At 38.9% G+C, this 17,224-nt stretch carries 17 protein-coding genes; 11 read left to right on the forward strand and 6 right to left on the reverse strand.

From position 1 onward, the window contains the following. Positions 1 to 5: 5 nt before the first annotated feature. Positions 6 to 1,646, forward strand: a complete 1,641-nt coding sequence (locus tag NGC85_RS01675; RefSeq protein ID WP_254804645.1) for a PglL family O-oligosaccharyltransferase — start codon at positions 6 to 8, stop codon at positions 1,644 to 1,646. A gap of 61 nt (positions 1,647 to 1,707) precedes the next feature. Here the strand turns inward: NGC85_RS01675 and bfr are convergent, their stop codons facing one another. The 6 genes from bfr to gmk form a co-directional block, all read right to left on the reverse strand. Next, positions 1,708 to 2,172 (reverse strand): bacterioferritin, encoded by a 465-nt coding sequence (bfr, locus tag NGC85_RS01680; protein WP_005052191.1) that lies wholly within the window; start codon positions 2,170 to 2,172, stop codon positions 1,708 to 1,710. Between the two features lie 234 nt (positions 2,173 to 2,406). After that, entirely contained in the window at positions 2,407 to 2,601 is a 195-nt protein-coding gene (locus NGC85_RS01685) for a bacterioferritin-associated ferredoxin (protein ID WP_004776027.1), read from the reverse strand. 176 nt (positions 2,602 to 2,777) lie between these two features. After that, positions 2,778 to 3,158 carry a RidA family protein gene (locus NGC85_RS01690; protein WP_254804646.1) on the reverse strand — a complete coding sequence of 127 codons (381 nt, stop codon included), beginning with the start codon at positions 3,156 to 3,158 and terminating at the stop codon, positions 2,778 to 2,780. Positions 3,159 to 3,315: 157 nt separating this feature from the next. Next, positions 3,316 to 5,424, reverse strand: a complete 2,109-nt coding sequence (locus tag NGC85_RS01695; protein WP_254804647.1) for a bifunctional (p)ppGpp synthetase/guanosine-3',5'-bis(diphosphate) 3'-pyrophosphohydrolase — start codon at positions 5,422 to 5,424, stop codon at positions 3,316 to 3,318. Positions 5,425 to 5,632: 208 nt separating this feature from the next. After that, a complete protein-coding gene (gene rpoZ / locus NGC85_RS01700) occupies positions 5,633 to 5,911 on the reverse strand; it encodes a DNA-directed RNA polymerase subunit omega (RefSeq protein ID WP_005052184.1) in 279 nt (92 codons plus the stop codon). 69 nt (positions 5,912 to 5,980) lie between these two features. Next, positions 5,981 to 6,604, reverse strand: coding sequence for a guanylate kinase (gene gmk / locus NGC85_RS01705; protein WP_005059895.1), 624 nt, complete (start codon positions 6,602 to 6,604; stop codon positions 5,981 to 5,983). A gap of 102 nt (positions 6,605 to 6,706) precedes the next feature. Here gmk and ispH point away from each other — a divergent pair, with 102 nt between their 5' ends. The 10 genes from ispH (at position 6,707) to pilV (NGC85_RS01755) (ending at position 17,224) form a co-directional block, all read left to right on the forward strand. Further along, a complete protein-coding gene (gene ispH / locus NGC85_RS01710; protein WP_254804648.1) occupies positions 6,707 to 7,657 on the forward strand; it encodes a 4-hydroxy-3-methylbut-2-enyl diphosphate reductase in 951 nt (316 codons plus the stop codon). A gap of 139 nt (positions 7,658 to 7,796) precedes the next feature. Next, complete coding sequence (locus tag NGC85_RS01715; protein ID WP_254804649.1) at positions 7,797 to 8,246, forward strand: prepilin-type N-terminal cleavage/methylation domain-containing protein; 450 nt, start codon at positions 7,797 to 7,799, stop codon at positions 8,244 to 8,246. After that, positions 8,246 to 8,803, forward strand: coding sequence for a type IV pilus modification protein PilV (gene pilV, locus NGC85_RS01720; protein WP_254804650.1), 558 nt, complete (start codon positions 8,246 to 8,248; stop codon positions 8,801 to 8,803). Before NGC85_RS01715 ends, pilV (NGC85_RS01720) begins: the two co-directional genes overlap by 1 nt. Before the next feature lies 1 nt (position 8,804). Next, positions 8,805 to 10,034, forward strand: coding sequence for a PilW family protein (locus NGC85_RS01725; protein WP_302885511.1), 1,230 nt, complete (start codon positions 8,805 to 8,807; stop codon positions 10,032 to 10,034). Positions 10,035 to 10,036: 2 nt separating this feature from the next. Beyond that, entirely contained in the window at positions 10,037 to 10,849 is an 813-nt protein-coding gene (locus NGC85_RS01730; RefSeq protein WP_254804651.1) for a YjcZ family sporulation protein, read from the forward strand. Between the two features lie 11 nt (positions 10,850 to 10,860). Continuing rightward, positions 10,861 to 15,042 carry a pilus assembly protein PilY gene (locus tag NGC85_RS01735; RefSeq protein WP_254804652.1) on the forward strand — a complete coding sequence of 1,394 codons (4,182 nt, stop codon included), beginning with the start codon at positions 10,861 to 10,863 and terminating at the stop codon, positions 15,040 to 15,042. 14 nt (positions 15,043 to 15,056) lie between these two features. After that, on the forward strand, positions 15,057 to 15,593 hold the full coding sequence (locus tag NGC85_RS01740; RefSeq protein ID WP_254804653.1) for a type IV pilin protein: 537 nt from the start codon (positions 15,057 to 15,059) through the stop codon (positions 15,591 to 15,593). After that, entirely contained in the window at positions 15,593 to 16,039 is a 447-nt protein-coding gene (locus NGC85_RS01745) for a type IV pilin protein (RefSeq protein ID WP_254804654.1), read from the forward strand. The genes NGC85_RS01740 and NGC85_RS01745 overlap by 1 nt, the downstream gene beginning before the upstream one ends. 229 nt (positions 16,040 to 16,268) lie before the next feature. Next, entirely contained in the window at positions 16,269 to 16,739 is a 471-nt protein-coding gene (locus tag NGC85_RS01750; protein ID WP_302885512.1) for a GspH/FimT family pseudopilin, read from the forward strand. After that, on the forward strand, positions 16,736 to 17,224 hold the full coding sequence (pilV, locus tag NGC85_RS01755; RefSeq protein ID WP_254804655.1) for a type IV pilus modification protein PilV: 489 nt from the start codon (positions 16,736 to 16,738) through the stop codon (positions 17,222 to 17,224). Before NGC85_RS01750 ends, pilV (NGC85_RS01755) begins: the two co-directional genes overlap by 4 nt.

The following is a 17,224-nucleotide window of genomic DNA, read 5'->3' on the forward strand; positions in this document are numbered from 1 at the left end:
CAAATATGCAAGCATTATGCTTTTTCCTCGCCATTATTTTTATCAGTTTTGCTTGGCTATCACCGTTTCATACCTATCCTTGGGTGACTTTTTCGAGTGAGCTATCAAGTTTTGCTGCTGCGCTAGCAATACTAGGATTATTTCTGAATCAAAATATAAAACTTGCAATACCTCAGATTTGGATGATCCCAGTTTTAATCATTCCATTGATTCAGTTCAGTTTCGGATTAATCACTGATTTTAGTATTGCTTTTCTCAGTTTTTCATATCTTTTTGCTTTCTGGCTGATGATCGTAAGCGGTTACAACGTCGCTTCTACTGAGGAAAAGCGCGAACGAATTATGACGGGATTCAGTTACACAGTTTTAGGTGTGGCTTTCATAAGTGGTTTGTTTGCAGTGATACAGTGGTTAAATTGGGAGTCGAATTTCGGATGGGTAATGGCTTTAAAAGGCAGTAGACCTTATGCCAATTTTGGACAGCCTAATAATCTTTCAACTTTCCTAATTATGGGATTGTTGGCTGCATTGTATCTTTATGAAAAGCATAAAGCCTCGTTATGGTTGCTCATTCCATCAAGTGTATTGGTACTTTTTGCAGTATGTTTAACACAATCAAGAACAGCTTGGATTGTTTGTATTTTTATTTTTTTCTATTGGATTTATAAACAATATAAGTTGCAACCAAGATTTAATTTTCCAAAATTGCTCATGTGGTCACTAGCATATTTTATATTGGCAGGTTATTTATTACCTCTCATTGCTGAGTTGATGTCATATAGTGCTGGCTCAGGGATTACCCACACAGCTTCTATTGTTGAGCGTGCTGGCTCTGGGCATGAGCGGATTGGAATGTGGATACAAATTCTCCATGCAATCGCTGAGCGTCCTTGGTTTGGTTATGGATGGAATCAAACCAGCATAGCAGTAGTTGAGAGTATTCATTTCAATACGTTTCAAGTTTGGTTTAATAGTGCTCATAATGTCTTTTTGGATTTATTGGTTTGGAATGGTATTCCTCTCGCTAGCTTAATCATCGCTTATATCGCATTATGGTTTTTCTGGTTAAATAAGCAAGCTAAAGATATAACCTCTATTATTGCGATTCTGATGGTTTGTACTATCCTTATTCATGCGATGCTAGAGTTTCCTCAACGCTACGCCTATTTTCTCTTACCCATGGGTTTTTTATTGGGTCTTATTCAGGCACAAAATCCAAATTTAAAGGCAATAATCGTCAATAAGAATGTCACTCGCTGTCTTTGGTTGGTTTCAATAGTGGTTTTATTGTTGGTTTGGAGAGACTATAAGCTTTTTCAAGAAAATAGTCGTTTAGTCTTCAAGGGAAAAACGCCTTCAGAAGAGATTTTAGGTAGTTCGAAAATTTTATTGCTAACACAATTTCAGCAACGTTTAAATTGGATTGCTTTGAATCCAAAAACAAAGTTCTCTGAGACTGATCTAGAGCTTTTAGGTGAAATGGTCAAGAATAAGGCAACACCTTATAACCTGAAAAAGTATGCTCAATTGTTAGTATACAATGAAAAAATTGCTGATGCTGAGCAGCAATTGGTTGTATTAAATCGATTGTATAAGCAGAAGCTGAGTTTGGCTGAGATTATCGAATTGAATAATAAAAGTAAGTAAAATAAAAGCCCTAATCAGGGCTTTTATTTTTTGAGCTTCAATCTAAATAGGAATGTCTAAGTTAGATTTGGCTCTGAATGTAGTTTTCAATACCAACATTTTCAATCAAATCAAGTTGAGTATCGAGCCAATCCCAGTACTCTTCTTCTTTTTCTAGAATTTCCTGAACTAGATCGCGCGTCACATAATCTTGTTCAGCTTCTGCTAATTCCACAGCTTGTTTGAGTGTTTCAATATTCTCTTTAACTTTGCGAATATCACAAGTTAAAACTTCTTCGGTATGTTGACCGATATAGAGCTTACCCAAGTGTTGTAAATTAGGTAGACCTTCTAAGAATAAAACACGTTCAATGATTTTATCAGCATGTTTCATTTGGCGAATAGATTCTTTGTATTCAGCAGAGCCAAGTTGTTCAATTCCCCAGTCATTAAACATTCGAGAATGTAAAAAGTACTGATTAATAGCAGTTAAGTGGTGGTAAAGCACTTGATTTAATTGATTAATAACTTCGCGATTACCTTTCATTGCGCTTACTCCATAACACCAAACGATGCCCTAAAACTAAGGCAATTTTTATTATAGTAATAAACAAATAGTGATCTGGCGAGTAATTTATAGAACGGCAAATGAAAATCACAATCAAAAACATCCTAATATGATTATGATTTATATAAAAAAACCGCTTAAATCAGGACGGTTTATTGTTCTTCAAGAAGCGGTGGAGTCGTAAATAATTGATTAAATTTCGAAAGAAATAAGTTATGCAGCAATAGAAATACGTGCGGCAATTTCAGCTAACTCATCGCTGATAATTGCACGAGCTTCTGGAGCACAACGTCCACAGCAAGTGCCTAGGTCAAGCAAATCACGAATTTCACGATAGCTTTCTGCGCCATTAGCAACGGCGTCTTTGATATCCTGATCGGTGATTCCACGACATAAACAAACATACATGGGAGTGATCCACAAATACTAATGCGATAATTGATATTATTGATAATTATTATCGTTTGTCAATGAATTTCATTCTGTTAATGAATATATTCTTATTGAGAATTTGAATAAAAAAAGACCACCTGATCGGTAGTCTCTTCTAATGCTTTTATCTGTTTGAAAAATAAATATATTATTTAAGGGATAATGACAATGCCATCCATTTCAACCAATGCATTTTTAGGAAGACTTGCTACACCTAATGCAGCACGTGCAGGATAAGGTTGAGCAAAATACTCCCCCATAATTTGATTTACTAATTGAAAGTGCGATAAATCTGTTAAGAAAATATTGAGTTTCGCAATATCAGCCAAGCTTCCGCCAGCAGCAGTACATACCGCTTTCAAGTTATCAAATACACGTCGAATTTGTGCTTCAACACCGTCTACAAGTTCCATGCTATAAGGATCTAAACCAATTTGACCAGAAAGATAGAGCGTATTGCCAACAAGAATTGCTTGAGAATATGTTCCGATAGCGGCAGGGGCGTGTTCAGTATGAATAACTTGACGTGACATTAAGCTCTCCTATGTCGTTGTTTCTATCTTAAACAATGCGACTTTAACACAAAAGTATACTTACGGAATGACCGAATACTGGTTAGTCGCTATTGTTGAATAATATTCTAGGGTTTTATTTTTATTTAGAATTGATAAGAAATACAAATACTTTCTTTTAACCAACTTTGGCAATCTCAGGTTGAACAATTGGCATATTTAAACGCTCAATTCTAGGGAAACCAAAGTGCATACGTAAATCACGGATAATTTGAGCAATTTGATTGCGGTTACTCACCACTATATTGACATAGGTCTTTTGGTCTTGCGAATGAACCATTTCTACACCAGTTTTCGCTTTACGGCACTGATAAATTAAGTCAGAAATTTGTTCATCATCCATTGCCATATGAATACATAAATAGGCACTGAAGCGAACATCGTCAATTTCTTCTGATTGCCAGTGTAACGGCATAATATTTTCTGGGTGTAAATGTTGTTCGTGCAAAAGGTTGCGGCATTTAGAGCGATGTACAATCAAACCACGACGTGATAAATGACCTTGGATCGGATCACCTAAAACTGGATTACAGCAATGCGCGTATTTTACATCTACACCATCTGTGCCGATGATTAAACGATCTGAAGTTTCATGATGCTGGGTATGATAATCTTGCGCAAACAAATGATTCGCAACCAATTGTGGGAGTAGATCCCCAACCGCAATTTGTTCAAATAACGTATCTTTGCTATTCAGGTGTCGCCATTGCAACACATTCATCCAATCAATTTGTGATAAATCATCTATCGAACGATTGAAAAGCTTGAGCGCACGGTTTAATGCTTGTTGCCCCACTAAGCGTTGTTCATCAATATCTTGTTCGCGTAGCATATTTTGTAAGGCGCGACGAGCTTTTTGAGTGTTAATAAAGCTTAGCCAATCAGGATTTGGAGTAGCAAGAACATCGGTGATAATCTCAATCACTTGACCGCTATGTAAAGGTGTTGATAGTGGACGAATTTCACCATCAACTTTTGCACCAACAGCATGGTTACCTAAAAATAAGCTGGCAGAATAGGCAAAATCTACAATAGTTGCACCTTGTGGCAATTCATGTAGTTGTCCGTGAGGTGTGTAGACCCAAATTTTTTCCTGATGTAAATAATCAAGCAAGTCACTAAATGTAGTTTTTGCACATTCACCATCAATCAGCGTATTCAAGTTCTGCATAGAAGCTTGAATTGCAGAACGACAGGCCTGGGGTGCATTTTCTCCCAACACCACGCCAAATCGTGCAGCTTTACGCATCAGCTCAGTTTGAATAGTGAGCGATAGCGTCGTTTTCTCACCTTTGAGCTTAATCATTAAAGATTGATTACCACCTGGCAATGGGCGGCGAATGTAATCATTATATTGTAAAACTTGGAAATTATCTTTGAGTGCTTCAACGAGACGATCACAGTCTGCAATGCTATTTAAAATAATTTCAAAGGCATGACTATGACTGAGCTCATTTAAATCAATTTCACTTTTTACGAAATGACGTAGTAATTCAATATTATTATTTTTCTTTTTAATACGACCTTTCAAATCATACGCTTTCAATAAATCAGAAAGTTTTTGCTCCCAAACTGCTTGATATTCACAACGTTTAGGTTTTGTTTCGAGTAATGCGGTTTGCACATCATTAAACATATCTAAATCAAGATTTTGATAACAGAGATGTTCTAAATTATCCGCCATCTCATTCATGCCGACCAAACGTGCCATTGGTACGAAAATATCAAAGGTTTCTTGGGCAATACGTGCGCGCTTATCAGGACGTAATGCGCCTAAGGTGGTCATATTATGATAGCGATCAGCGAGTTTAATAATAATGACACGAGGATCTTGTAAGGTTGCTTGTAAGATTTTTCTAAAAGATGCAGCCTTGTTATATTCTTTATCACTTGAATGGCTGAGCTTGGTTACGCCGTCAACAAGTTCGGCGACAACAATACCAAATTTTTGCCCAATTTCATCTTTGGTAAATTCAGTGTCTTCAATTACATCATGTAATAACGCTGCCATAAGCGTATCAGCATCTAAACGCATGTGCGCTAAGATACAACTCACTGCGATAGGGTGAAGAACGTAGGGCTCACCACTTTTACGTGTGATACCGCTATGTGCTAAATCAGCAAAATCACAGGCAGCAAGAACTCGTTGAACGTCACTATCTTTTAGATAGGCTTCAATGATGACTTTGAGTTGTTGCTTGGCTTGGCTGACCTCTTCGCCTGGCATAAAAAACACCTTTTTAACATGAATTCAATAATGAATAAGCTTAGCTTCTAATGAAAAGCATATTGATAAACTTGTCAATTTGTTCGTTATAAAAACTCTTAAATTTTTTCAATGAAACATATTGTTTTTACCAATATATGACAGAATTTTCATTAAACAAAAAAGCCCAGTGTCTTCACAATGGGCTTCTAAGCAAAGCAAATTTTACTTAAAAAGTAAAACCTTCTAAATTTAATGAATTAGTTGATAACACCATATCAAGATTTGATGTTTGATAATCTTGATCACGTTGTTTCAAAATTTCTTTAGTGACATGACCCGCTGCAATTTCGCGTAAAGAAACAACGGTTGGTTTATCGTTGTCCCATTCTACAGTGGGTTCCATACCTTGACGTGCCAATTGACGTGCACGTTTACTCGCCACCAGTACTAACTCAAAACGGTTATCTACATGGTCTAAACAATCTTCAACGGTTACACGTGCCATAAGTTGTCTCGTTTGAACATCACATTTGAAAGACTAAATAGTATAAAAGGCTTTTCTATAAGACTCAAGTTATTCGCGATGTAGAGTAATTAACTTTTCAATTAACTGCTGATGGCGAGCACTTTGTTGTAGAGTCGCTAAACGGTTAGCGGTAATGATTGCTTCTAACTCATGCACGGCTTTGTTGAAATCATCATTGATAATAATATAATCAAAGTTTGCAAAATGACGCATGTCCTCTACAGCACAGCTCAAACGATGTTCAATCACTTCAACAGAGTCAGTACCACGATTAGAAAGACGCTGTCTTAAATCATACTGAGTCGGTGGCAAGATAAATATTTGTTTTGATTCAGGAAAAAGTCTCCGAACTTGATCGGCTCCTTGCCAGTCAATTTCTAATAAAACATCATGACCTTGCTGTAATTGTTCTTTAACTTTTGCTTGAGAAGTTCCATAGTAATTACCAAATACTTCAGCGTATTCAATAAAACCACCCTGTTCAACTTGAGATAGAAAAGATTCTTTACTGGTAAAATGATAGTGCACACCATCAAGTTCACCGGGGCGTTGTCCACGAGTGGTATGTGAAACAGAAACATGTAAGTTGCTGACGCGATCGAGTAGGGCTTTGACTAAAGATGTTTTGCCTGTTCCTGATGCCGCAGAAACGACAAACAATAGACCCGACATGATATTTTTCCTGATATGATAAAATATCTTGGCTATTGTAGTGTAGCGTGCCGCCAAACGAAATAGCTTGGTATAAATATTCAGATCATGAGTGAGGATGTTATGGAAATCGTGTTGGCCAATCCACGAGGTTTTTGTGCTGGTGTTGACCGTGCTATAGCGATCGTCAATCGAGCATTAGAATGTTTTAATCCACCCATATATGTACGTCATGAAGTCGTACATAATAAGTTTGTGGTTGATGATCTACGTCAGCGAGGCGCGGTATTTGTCGATGAATTAGATCAAGTGCCTGATGATTCAATTGTCATTTTTAGTGCTCATGGGGTGTCAAAAGCAGTACAACAAGAGGCTGAACGACGTGGTTTAAAAGTCTTTGATGCAACATGTCCATTAGTGACTAAAGTTCATATCGAAGTCACTAAATATGCGCGTGAAGGTACTGAAGCAATTTTAATTGGTCATGAAGGTCATCCTGAAGTTGAAGGGACGATGGGGCAATATGATAAGTCTAGAGGTGGTGAGATTTATCTAGTTGAAGATGAACAAGATGTCGATGCCTTAATAGTGAAACATCCTGAAAGAGTAGCTTTTGTCACTCAAACAACACTTTCAATTGATGATACGGCTAAAGTCATTGATGCTTTGAGAGCGAAATTTCCAATGATCCAAGGTCCACGTAAAGATGATATTTGCTATGCGACGCAGAACCGTCAAGATGCGGTACGTGATTTAGCGGAGCAATGTGATGTGGTTTTGGTGGTTGGTTCACCAAACTCGTCAAATTCAAATCGTTTACGTGAGTTAGCAGAGCGTATGGGGAAATCGGCTTATTTGGTTGATAATGCAGATCAGCTTGAAAAAGAATGGTTTAATACTGATGCTAAAATTGGTGTAACTGCGGGAGCCTCTGCACCCGAAATTTTAATAAAACAAGTGATACAGCGCTTGCAGGACTGGGGGGCTACACCGCCTAAAGAGCTACAGGGAACAGAAGAAAATATCACTTTCAGCCTTCCTAAAGAGCTCAGAATACAGGTGATACAAGCCTAATTTTATTAGAAAAATGTGAAATAGAAACGGATGGATTGTTCTCCATCCGTTTTTTTATGTTTCTTATCTGCTTTGTATTGGTTCTGTACAAGATCGGTTTAATATTAATATAAGTAAAAATTTTTTTAGGTGTTAAGCGATGGGGAAAAGTCGAGGATTCACCTTAATTGAATTGATGGTGACAATAGCAATAATGGCTATTATTGCGTCGATGGCAGCACCATCCTTTAGTAATATGTTGGAAAGTCGTCGTTATGAGCGAAATGCAAGGGAATTGTTGCAAGTTCTCTCTCAAGCAAAAAGTCAGGCTATTTTATCTCGGGCAAATGCAAATGCAAATCTTGTATCAACTAGCAGCAATACCACAACGACTTTTAACTGGGCAGTGGTGAATAGCTATACGACTTTGTCGATATCTCCTGCTGTCACTGCATCTACATTTGTATTTGATCGGAATGGAATTCCAAATATTACAGCAGATACAACGCTTACATTATGTAATTCAAAAGTGAAAACACGGAAAACCGTGATTGTAACGAGGTTAGGGGCGAGTATTTTGAGACCTGATACAACAGTGAGTACATGTTGATGATCATACAAAAAAAACAAGCAGGGGTGGGGTTGGTTGAAGTTCTCGTTGCCTTGCTGTTATTAGCGATAGGGGTTTTAGGTTATGTTGCTTTGCAATTACGAGCTTTTGACGCGTCTGCTGAAGCGATCACTAAGTCGCAGGCTGTGGTGGTAATGCGAGGATTGGCTGAAAATATAAGGGCAAATAAGACACAAATAAATAATTACCCTGCCTTTGTTCGTAGTTATAGCAATTTTCCATCGGTAACACCGACCGCCCCGACCAGTTGCTTTAATTCAGTCTGTACTGCAAATCAGCAAGCACAATTCGATGCTTACCAAGCTGCTCGCAACGCCAATCAATTAGGAATGCGCCTGACGATGGATAATTGTCCTGGCGTGGTTTCTACAATGGCTTTACGTAGACAGTGTCTATATGCGTTTTGGGGAGCAACTGTACCAACTGAAATTCCAGCTTCTGGGGTTACACCAAGTTCTGCGGATGTTTCAACGTGTATGGGCAGCAATGGTGTTTATGTGGCTGGCTCATCTTGTTTAATGATCGAGGTTTATTAAAATGAAGAAAATTTTTATAAATCCTCATAGCCAAAGTACAGCTTCTCAGCTTCTTACGAGCCAATTGCCACTTCAACCACGTGTTATTCGATTGCACCGTGCTTCTGGATTTACGCTGATTGAATTGATGGTTGCACTTGTTTTGGGGCTTATCGTAACCGCAGCAGCAGTTCAGTTGTTTGTTGGTGGGATACTCTCAAGCCGTTTACAACAGTCGACGGCTGAAATTCAGGACAGCGGATTGTTTGGATTGGATTATGTAGTGAAAGATATTCGCCTTGCCAATCAGGGGAATATCACAAATCTCGAGCTAAATGATCGTACGCCGTATGGTGGAATTGTATTGACAGGTGCGGTTGCACCACCACCTGTCACGACGCCACCAACGCCTGTTATTCCAACTAATTTTGTACCTAAAGTTGGAGCATCGAGTTATATCGATGATGCTTTGTTAAGTCGAGGGCAGGGTGATCCAGTATCAAGTACTAACAATTTTTGGAAAGGATTAACCAACGTCACATTGCAAGATTCGGCAACCCCTCCTGCTACAATTGCGAGTCCTGTAAGTGACCAGTTGACAATTCAGTTTGTTGCGCCTGCAAATATGCCAAATTGTGAAGGTGTAAACGTTTTAGCAGGTGATTTGGTTGTACAGCGTTATTTCTTACGACCTGATGCCAATGGCGCAGCTACAGATTATGCTCTGGCATGTGATGCAAATACACCTGCAGCGACAGCAAGTGCGGTTAATGCTCGACCTGATAGTACTACTGAGATGTTAGGTTTAGGTGATGCAGGGCAAATCGTAATTCCACGAGTCGATCATTTCCATGTGTTATTTGGTGTGAAAACCACCACTACCACCAAGGTAACGGATACATCTAGAGTTATAAGCACGGCTACATCTCCCCCAAACCCCAATACCACCATCACTGATCGGTTTGCATATTATACGATTCCGCAGTATAGAACTGCTGCTGCTGCTGCTCGAACTGGCTCAACCAGTACTACGTCAGGCACAGTGACAACGGATGTAAAGATTACGGCTCGTATAGTGTCAGTACAGACTTCTATCTTGGTTCGTTCGGCAAATAATGCGCAAAATACCGCAATTAACCCTTCACAATCACACATTATGTTAGATCAAATAGCGACACCAACCAGTACAGCCCGTTTTCAGAGACGTGCTTACAGTACGACAGTTGCTTTGCGTAATGCGATGGGAGAATGATGATGTATCACTCAAAACGTGCTCCTATTTATCCACATCAGAATGGAGCGACATTGATTGTTGTTTTATTTATTCTGCTGATTATTACTATTGTAGGTATTATGGCAATACGTGTCGCAATGGTTTCACTGGGTGTCGCAACGAATAGTCAAGTAGGCCAACTTAATTTTCAGGCTTCTGATACCCCACTAGCATGGTTTAATAATGTCGATACTACAACGGTTTCGGATATAAGTAATGTACTTGGTGCTGCGCTTAAAGAGCATGAAAGCAATCCGGGGGCTGAATATATTTTTTGCTATAAGCCCACAGGTACAAATGCATTTGCAAAAACCGTCAATGCCAGTTTGATTCGTGCAGGTACGGGAAATAATGCAACAGTTGAAGAAGGTGGGGTTGCTGGTTTTTGTGATTTGGATAGTGATTTTGGTAGTAATCGCTCGGCTGTGGTCACACAAGTTGCAGTGAGTATTCCAACAGATGCCATCAGTAATGAAACGCCAGGGTCAAATCTGCCTCGAGGTATGAATGTATCAGAGGGTACATCTATTTCTAGAAATATGACGTCAAAACAGCGTATTCGAGTGACATCAACAGCCATCTTACCGAGTTATTCGTCTGCGAGCACTTCAACCATTGAAGGGAATTGTTTAAGTACGGGCAGTGCAAGAATTAGTGATAATCTGGACTCAAACATTGCAAGTAGACAAACACTCGCACAGTGTCTTGAGGCGAATGGTGTACCTTATAGTACACAAACTCAAGAATTTAGTTATTTCAATGAAATAACAGAAAACAGTACTCCGGGAACTTAAGGGGAAATGCCATGCAAACAAAATTAAAAGATTTTCCAAAAAATAAACTGTGGTGTGCCATTTGCTCAAGTTCTCTTGCGATGACTTGGTTGATGACAGCTTCGGTAGTGCAAGCCAGTGACCTACAGATCTATGCTGCCCCGAATGCCGGTCAAAAAACAGTTATTTTGATGTTAGATACATCAGGCTCGATGGGAGTTAATGTAAATAGTAATTCTATTAACGCGGATTATTCAGTCTGTTCAGATAGAAGGACTGTGTCTAGTGATACAGGAGGTAGCGGTTCTTATACATATCCAAGAACTTATTGTTCAGTTGCTTATTCCGCTACAGCAAGTTCAAATTATCAACGATTAAAAAATAGATGTTTTAATCCAGGGAATAATGGTGCATTAAAATGTTATGATCGTCTTTCTCGATTAAAAGATGGTATGTTTGCATTGCTAGATAGTAGTGATGCTGATGTAACAGCTCCAAATGAGCGACAAATTAAACTCTCAAACACCTATGTAGGTTTGGGGAATTTCTCAGCAGATGGGGATAACAAAACAGGTCAGATTTTGGTTGCAGCAAAACCATTGGGTGCGGTAGGAAGTGCTCAACGTAATTTAATCAAAAGTAAACTAACTGGGCTTTCTGCACAAAGTAGTACACCATCAGCCCATGCGATGGCGGAGGCTGCTTCATATTTATTAGGCACAACCACTTACTCTGAACAAACATATATTATTCAAAAAGAGCGATATAGAAAAAGAGTTCAACGTTCTAATAATGCAACGTCTTATAGTACTTGTACAAATAATTCTAGTAACATTGATTTGGATAATCAAACACAGAGTTGTAGAAATAATGGATGGTCAAGTTGGGGGACAACTGCCCCCAGTGGTATAGGTTCAGCCACACAGACTGATTACGATAGTGATTCTACTTATTATTATTATTATTATTCAGAGCCGTTTACACATCTTGTAGTAAATGCTGATAGTGGTACACCTAAGTCAAAAGCAAATGATACTACCGATAATCCAGATATTGTGATGAGTCGTACTGCTACAAATGTGACAGCACAATATAAATCGCCTTTACCAGCGACCTCTTCCAGTTGTGATGGGCAAGGGGTTTATTTTCTGTCAGATGGTCAACCTAATAATTCAAGTAATGATCAAGCTTTAACAGTAATGCAAAAAGCTTTGGATGCGTCAGGTAGCACTTTTCAGTGCAATATTGATTTACCAAATTCTGTAGATGATTATGGTAATGATGTCGGTTCTGCATGGAACTGTATGGGGGCATTTGCCAAAGCATTATTTGATCCAACAAAAAATCCAAAAAATCGGTCAATCAAAACGGCATTTGTAGGTTTTGGCAAAGAATTTGAATCTAATACCGTCACGAGTGGTACAGATACTGATATTAAAAATGCCTGTAAAATTAGTTCTCGAGCTTACTCTGTCAGAGGCACTCCACCGAATGATAAATGTTCTCCGGGTGGTGGAAGAACAGTTACAGTTCCATCGCCTACATCTCAAGAAACTTATGATGGTGGTTTCGGTAATGGTGGCTTTTATCAAGCATCCAGCCCATCTGATGTGACCAATAGTGTTGTGGACTTTATTAGAGGCTTAGGGGATGATAGCCTTGCACCAATTACCACAGGAAATATTATTGTTCCTTATGATACACTTACGCCAAATAAACTGTCAGAGTATGGTTATTTGCGTGCATTTGAACCAGACCCAGCAAACAATCCTCTCACTTGGCGTGGTAACTTAAAACGTTATAGAACAATAATGACATCAGGCTCTGCCAACCTTGGAGCATTTGCTGATCGCAACGGAAGATTGGTCTATCAAGCCAATGGTAATTTTGAGACAAATACCAAAGATTATTGGAATGATTCAACTTATAATGACGATAAACTCATTCATTTAGGTGGTGCTTATTCAAAAGTACCTTTACCATTCAATGGGCAAGCCCAATTACCTCTCACAGGTAGCCCAATTACTCAATATGCTTATACCGCGTCTTCTAAAATTCGTAATCTCTTTACCGATGTTGAAAGTGCAAGTTCATCAGGGTTAACTGAGACTGCAATTCCAGCATCAGTACCAACAGCAGGTGTAGGGTTATTGCAGATTCCTGCAAAACCAACTGATGGTTCAGACCCGTATAGCACGAGTATTTCTGCGACAGCAAGCTATGTGCTGGACAAATTTTCTGCTGCGGGTCAAGCTATTTTAAAAGATTTCCCAATAGATATAAAACTCAAGCTTTTAAACTATTTAGGCTATCCAGTGAATCTCGCTTCAACTGTATTGCCGAGCACATTGACGACATCAGATGCACCTTATTTATCTATGGGCGGCAGCATACACTCGATGCCTTTACAGCTCACATATTCGGGGACTTTGGATGCCAGTGGTAATCTGACTAGTGCGCGAGAACAGTCAATCCTATATGGTTCAATGGAAGGTGGTCTACATATCGTGAATGCTTCAACAGGTGAAGAGCAGATGGTGTTCGTCCCTGCTGAAATCTTGAAAAATAGTGCGACATCTAAAGCTCTAGTTGTTGGGCAAGTAGATGCAAATGCACCAGCGCATGGTGTCGATGGTTCATGGGTAGCTGATTCAGCATATAACACAATGGCAACCACGACCACATCTGGTAGTACAACTACCACAACCACCAAAGTTACAGCCCGAAGAATGAACATTTATGGCGGTTTAAGAATGGGTGGGGATCGTGATGGAACGAATGGTAACAGCTACTATGGTCTAAATGTCCTCAATCCGAAAAGTCCAAAATTATTATTTAGAATCAATAAAGGGACTTCTGGTTTTAGTCGCTTGGGTCAAACATGGTCAAAACCTGTATTGACTAATGTTCGTTACGGTGGGCAGATTAAACGAGTTATGATCGTGGGTGGTGGATATGATCAGTGTTATGAAGATCCAACATTTACTTTAGTGACATCAGGAAATAATAGTACTTGTGCAACAAAAGCCCAAGCACAAGGTAATGCTGTTTATATGATTGATGCTAAAACAGGTGCCCTGCTTTGGTCTGCAACTTATAGTGCTGGTGCAACGGATGGTCAACAATATATGAAACATAGTATTGTGAGTCGTATCAGTACTTTAGATCGTGATGCAGATGGATTGACCGATCACCTTTACTTTGGTGATTTGGGTGGGCAGGTATTCCGTGCTGATCTTAATAATGCAGCGTCAACGACAAGCAGTTTTGGCGTGCGTGTAGTTCGTTTAGCGAATATGGCAACCAATGATACAACTAATGATAACGGTAATGATTATACAGGTGCTAAAGCACCACGTTTCTATGAGCCCGTAACAGTAACTATTCATGATGAAGGTAATGATACGTTTATCTTGGTTGGCTTGGCTTCTGGTAACCGTAGTACGCCATTAGATGTTTCACCAACAATTGGTCGTGAAGGGATGACACCTGCAACGGCATTGACAGGCCAGCCCGTGAATAATGTTTATGGTGTTATAGATCGTGACTTCAGTAATAGAAATTTGATGACAGCTACATATGCAAGCTTACTTTCAAAAGATAAAACACGTGCTGACTTTAAAAAGAATCCGCAGATTTTAGCGACAGGTGGAAATGTGGCAGCATTCTTCTTCCCTCAAGTCGCCGGATCAACTAAAGACGGTTGGTATCGTTCATTGTCAAGCCAAAGTAGTTCCACCACAGCAATTAATAGTGTAGAGAAAGCGGATGGAACGTTTAGAAAAAAAGGAGGCCTAAAAGCATTTGAAGAGCCATTTGCAATCACAAATAATCTATTGATACCTGTATATGATCCTGAAGGTACAGGCGTGGCACAACAAGACCCATGCTTACCACGTATTATTGGTGAGACCGACTGGCAAAAATATTGTCTACCTTATGGTGCTTGTACGAATTCTGATGGGACTCTTAATATAAATTCTGAGGTAAAAAGTGGTTTCCAAACGACAACACAGAACTGCCCAGGAAATGCAACTGAATGTAATAGCAATGTGATTGGTGGGGGGATACGAGGTCTTGCATTTGTACCAAAACCAGAAACTAGCGGATCAGGTAGTTGTGGTAAGTTTGCTATGGCTGGTAATACGAAAGGAACGGGTGAATGGCAGTGTACAAGTCGTTTAGTGCAAACTCGTTGGTATGAACGTCGATAATAAAAGGACGAATTATGCGAAAGTACCAAACGTTTAAGTTCAATCAAGGGTTTACCTTGATTGAACTTATGATTGCTGTTGTGATAGTTGCTGTATTGGCAGCAATAGCAATTCCAAGCTATCAAGTATATGCGCGACGCGCTAGCGCAGCGGAAGCACAGCAGGAAATGCAAAAGTTAGCAGAACAATTAGAACGTCATAAATCTAGAAATTTTAGTTATAGGGGATTTAATCCGCAGTTTTTGTATAATGCTACAGGGACAACGCCATTTAATGCAATGACACAGGTATTAACTGTGCCAGTGGCCCCAAACACCACAACACGTTATACGCTCACGATCGTGGATGGCATGACTGGAAATCCACTTTTAACAAGTTCGACTGCTACAGGTCAAAGTTGGGCAATAAATGCGATACCAGTTAGTACCGGTTATGACGCTTTGCTGATGACAAGTAGAGGTATTAGGTGCAAGAAAAAATATGCAATAGCAAATGATTTAGTGAGTATTAATGCTTATACAGGCTGTGGTACAACAGGGGAGAACTGGTAATGTACAAGCAGTATGGTTTTACGCTGATTGAATTAATGATCGTAGTTGCAATTGTTGGTGTGTTGGCTGCTATTGCTTATCCTAGCTATACTCGATATGTACAAAAAGCAAAACGTACAGATGTTCAGTCTGAAATGATGAATATCGCTCAGAGATTGCAGTCTCGGAAATTGGTAAATAATAGTTATCTAAATGCTGTATCTACGAATAATACGATTAGCGCAATTTATGGTTCATCAACCAGCCCACAGCAAGGAACAGCATTATATACTCTTAATTTCAGTGTATTGACTGCTTCGACTTGGGTTTTAACAGCGACACCTATTTCTACCGGCCCTCAAACAGGCGATGGGATTGTTTGTTTAAATGATCAAGGTCAAAAATATTGGGCGAAAGCAGCAACAGCTTGTGCTCTAAGTGCAACTTCGAACTGGGATGGTCGTTAATTTTACGATTCATTTTTTAGTTAAAAGAGGGTATCAATCGATACTCTTTTTTTGATTTAAATGAGCATAATGTGATTCATCTTGCTTAAATTTTATTTATGTTGTCATGAGTATAGTTTTCCAGATATCTTGAGAATTATACCACTCATCTTCAATGAATAGACAGAACCATCATTCTTGTGCAGATTAAAATAATAAATAAAACATTAGAACTATAAGATTGCTGCATATGGAGGTCTATATGCGACATTACAATAATAAAGCATTTACATTGGTTGAACTGATTGTCACTGTTGCAGTTCTAGCCATAATTGCTGTGATGGCTGCTCCGTCTTTCGCAACAAGTTACGCACGCCAAAAACTTGAGAGCGCAACAAGAGAACTTGTTACTAAAATTTCTGAGGCACGCAATCAAGCGGTTAGTTTAAGGAATACAACAGGTGTTTGTTTAAGCACGTTATCTGAAGCAAATTGTTCAACTGTTCTTGCAATTAATGACACATATAAAAATAGGATTTATACGGTTGCTTTAGAAAATGGTATTTCAGTAGGCAATCATTCAGCTACCAATATTAAGTTTAGAAATAATGGCAGCATTGCCGCGACTACGAATTTTGCACTTACTAAAAATAATCTTTCTTATTGCATCAATGTAGGTATCACTGGCGATACAACAATAAAAGAAGGAGCCTGCCCATGAAACATATAACTCAAAAAGGTGTAGGTTTAATAGAAGTACTTGTTTCATTGGTATTATTGGCAATAGCTGTTTTAGGTTTTGCGGCTTTACAACTGAGAGCAATAGAATCAAGTTCAGAAGCAAGTCAACAGGTCCTAGCATTAACAATTGCAAGAGATTTAGCCGAAAGGATGCGAGCAAATCCTCAAGCCGTCAAAAATGGTATTTATAAAGTTGGTGCAGTCACTTTACCGACTTCAGAAATAGAAACAACGGCAGGCAATACAAATTCTATTGCTGCACAAGATTTAAAAAATGCTGCTTTACAAGCAAATAAAAATGGAATGAATTTATCAGTCGCAAATTGCCCAACAGAAATAACACGTCAATGTATTTATGTCGCATGGAATGATACTTCCTTATCAACGAATTTAGGCATCGAATCATGTATTAAAGATGGTGTTTACCTTCAAGGGGCACATTGTCTATTGTTGGAGGCATATTAA

Origin of the sequence: Acinetobacter sp. Z1 (assembly GCF_024296945.1) — a bacterium.
GTDB classification, from domain to species: domain Bacteria; phylum Pseudomonadota; class Gammaproteobacteria; order Pseudomonadales; family Moraxellaceae; genus Acinetobacter; species Acinetobacter beijerinckii.

Bases quoted from the DNA above. Each gene is read 5' to 3' on its own strand.
- NGC85_RS01675 (WP_254804645.1), top strand. From the start codon at position 6: ATGCAAGCATTATGCTTTTTCCTCGCCATTATTTTTATCAGTTTTGCT.
- bfr (WP_005052191.1), bottom strand. From the start codon at position 2,172: ATGAAAGGTAATCGCGAAGTTATTAATCAATTAAATCAAGTGCTTTAC.
- NGC85_RS01685 (WP_004776027.1), bottom strand. From the start codon at position 2,601: ATGTATGTTTGTTTATGTCGTGGAATCACCGATCAGGATATCAAAGAC.
- NGC85_RS01690 (WP_254804646.1), bottom strand. From the start codon at position 3,158: ATGTCACGTCAAGTTATTCATACTGAACACGCCCCTGCCGCTATCGGA.
- NGC85_RS01695 (WP_254804647.1), bottom strand. From the start codon at position 5,424: ATGCCAGGCGAAGAGGTCAGCCAAGCCAAGCAACAACTCAAAGTCATC.
- rpoZ (WP_005052184.1), bottom strand. From the start codon at position 5,911: ATGGCACGTGTAACCGTTGAAGATTGTTTAGACCATGTAGATAACCGT.
- gmk (WP_005059895.1), bottom strand. From the start codon at position 6,604: ATGTCGGGTCTATTGTTTGTCGTTTCTGCGGCATCAGGAACAGGCAAA.
- ispH (WP_254804648.1), top strand. From the start codon at position 6,707: ATGGAAATCGTGTTGGCCAATCCACGAGGTTTTTGTGCTGGTGTTGAC.
- NGC85_RS01715 (WP_254804649.1), top strand. From the start codon at position 7,797: ATGGGGAAAAGTCGAGGATTCACCTTAATTGAATTGATGGTGACAATA.
- pilV (WP_254804650.1), top strand. From the start codon at position 8,246: ATGATCATACAAAAAAAACAAGCAGGGGTGGGGTTGGTTGAAGTTCTC.
- NGC85_RS01725 (WP_302885511.1), top strand. From the start codon at position 8,805: ATGAAGAAAATTTTTATAAATCCTCATAGCCAAAGTACAGCTTCTCAG.
- NGC85_RS01730 (WP_254804651.1), top strand. From the start codon at position 10,037: ATGTATCACTCAAAACGTGCTCCTATTTATCCACATCAGAATGGAGCG.
- NGC85_RS01735 (WP_254804652.1), top strand. From the start codon at position 10,861: ATGCAAACAAAATTAAAAGATTTTCCAAAAAATAAACTGTGGTGTGCC.
- NGC85_RS01740 (WP_254804653.1), top strand. From the start codon at position 15,057: ATGCGAAAGTACCAAACGTTTAAGTTCAATCAAGGGTTTACCTTGATT.
- NGC85_RS01745 (WP_254804654.1), top strand. From the start codon at position 15,593: ATGTACAAGCAGTATGGTTTTACGCTGATTGAATTAATGATCGTAGTT.
- NGC85_RS01750 (WP_302885512.1), top strand. From the start codon at position 16,269: ATGGAGGTCTATATGCGACATTACAATAATAAAGCATTTACATTGGTT.
- pilV (WP_254804655.1), top strand. From the start codon at position 16,736: ATGAAACATATAACTCAAAAAGGTGTAGGTTTAATAGAAGTACTTGTT.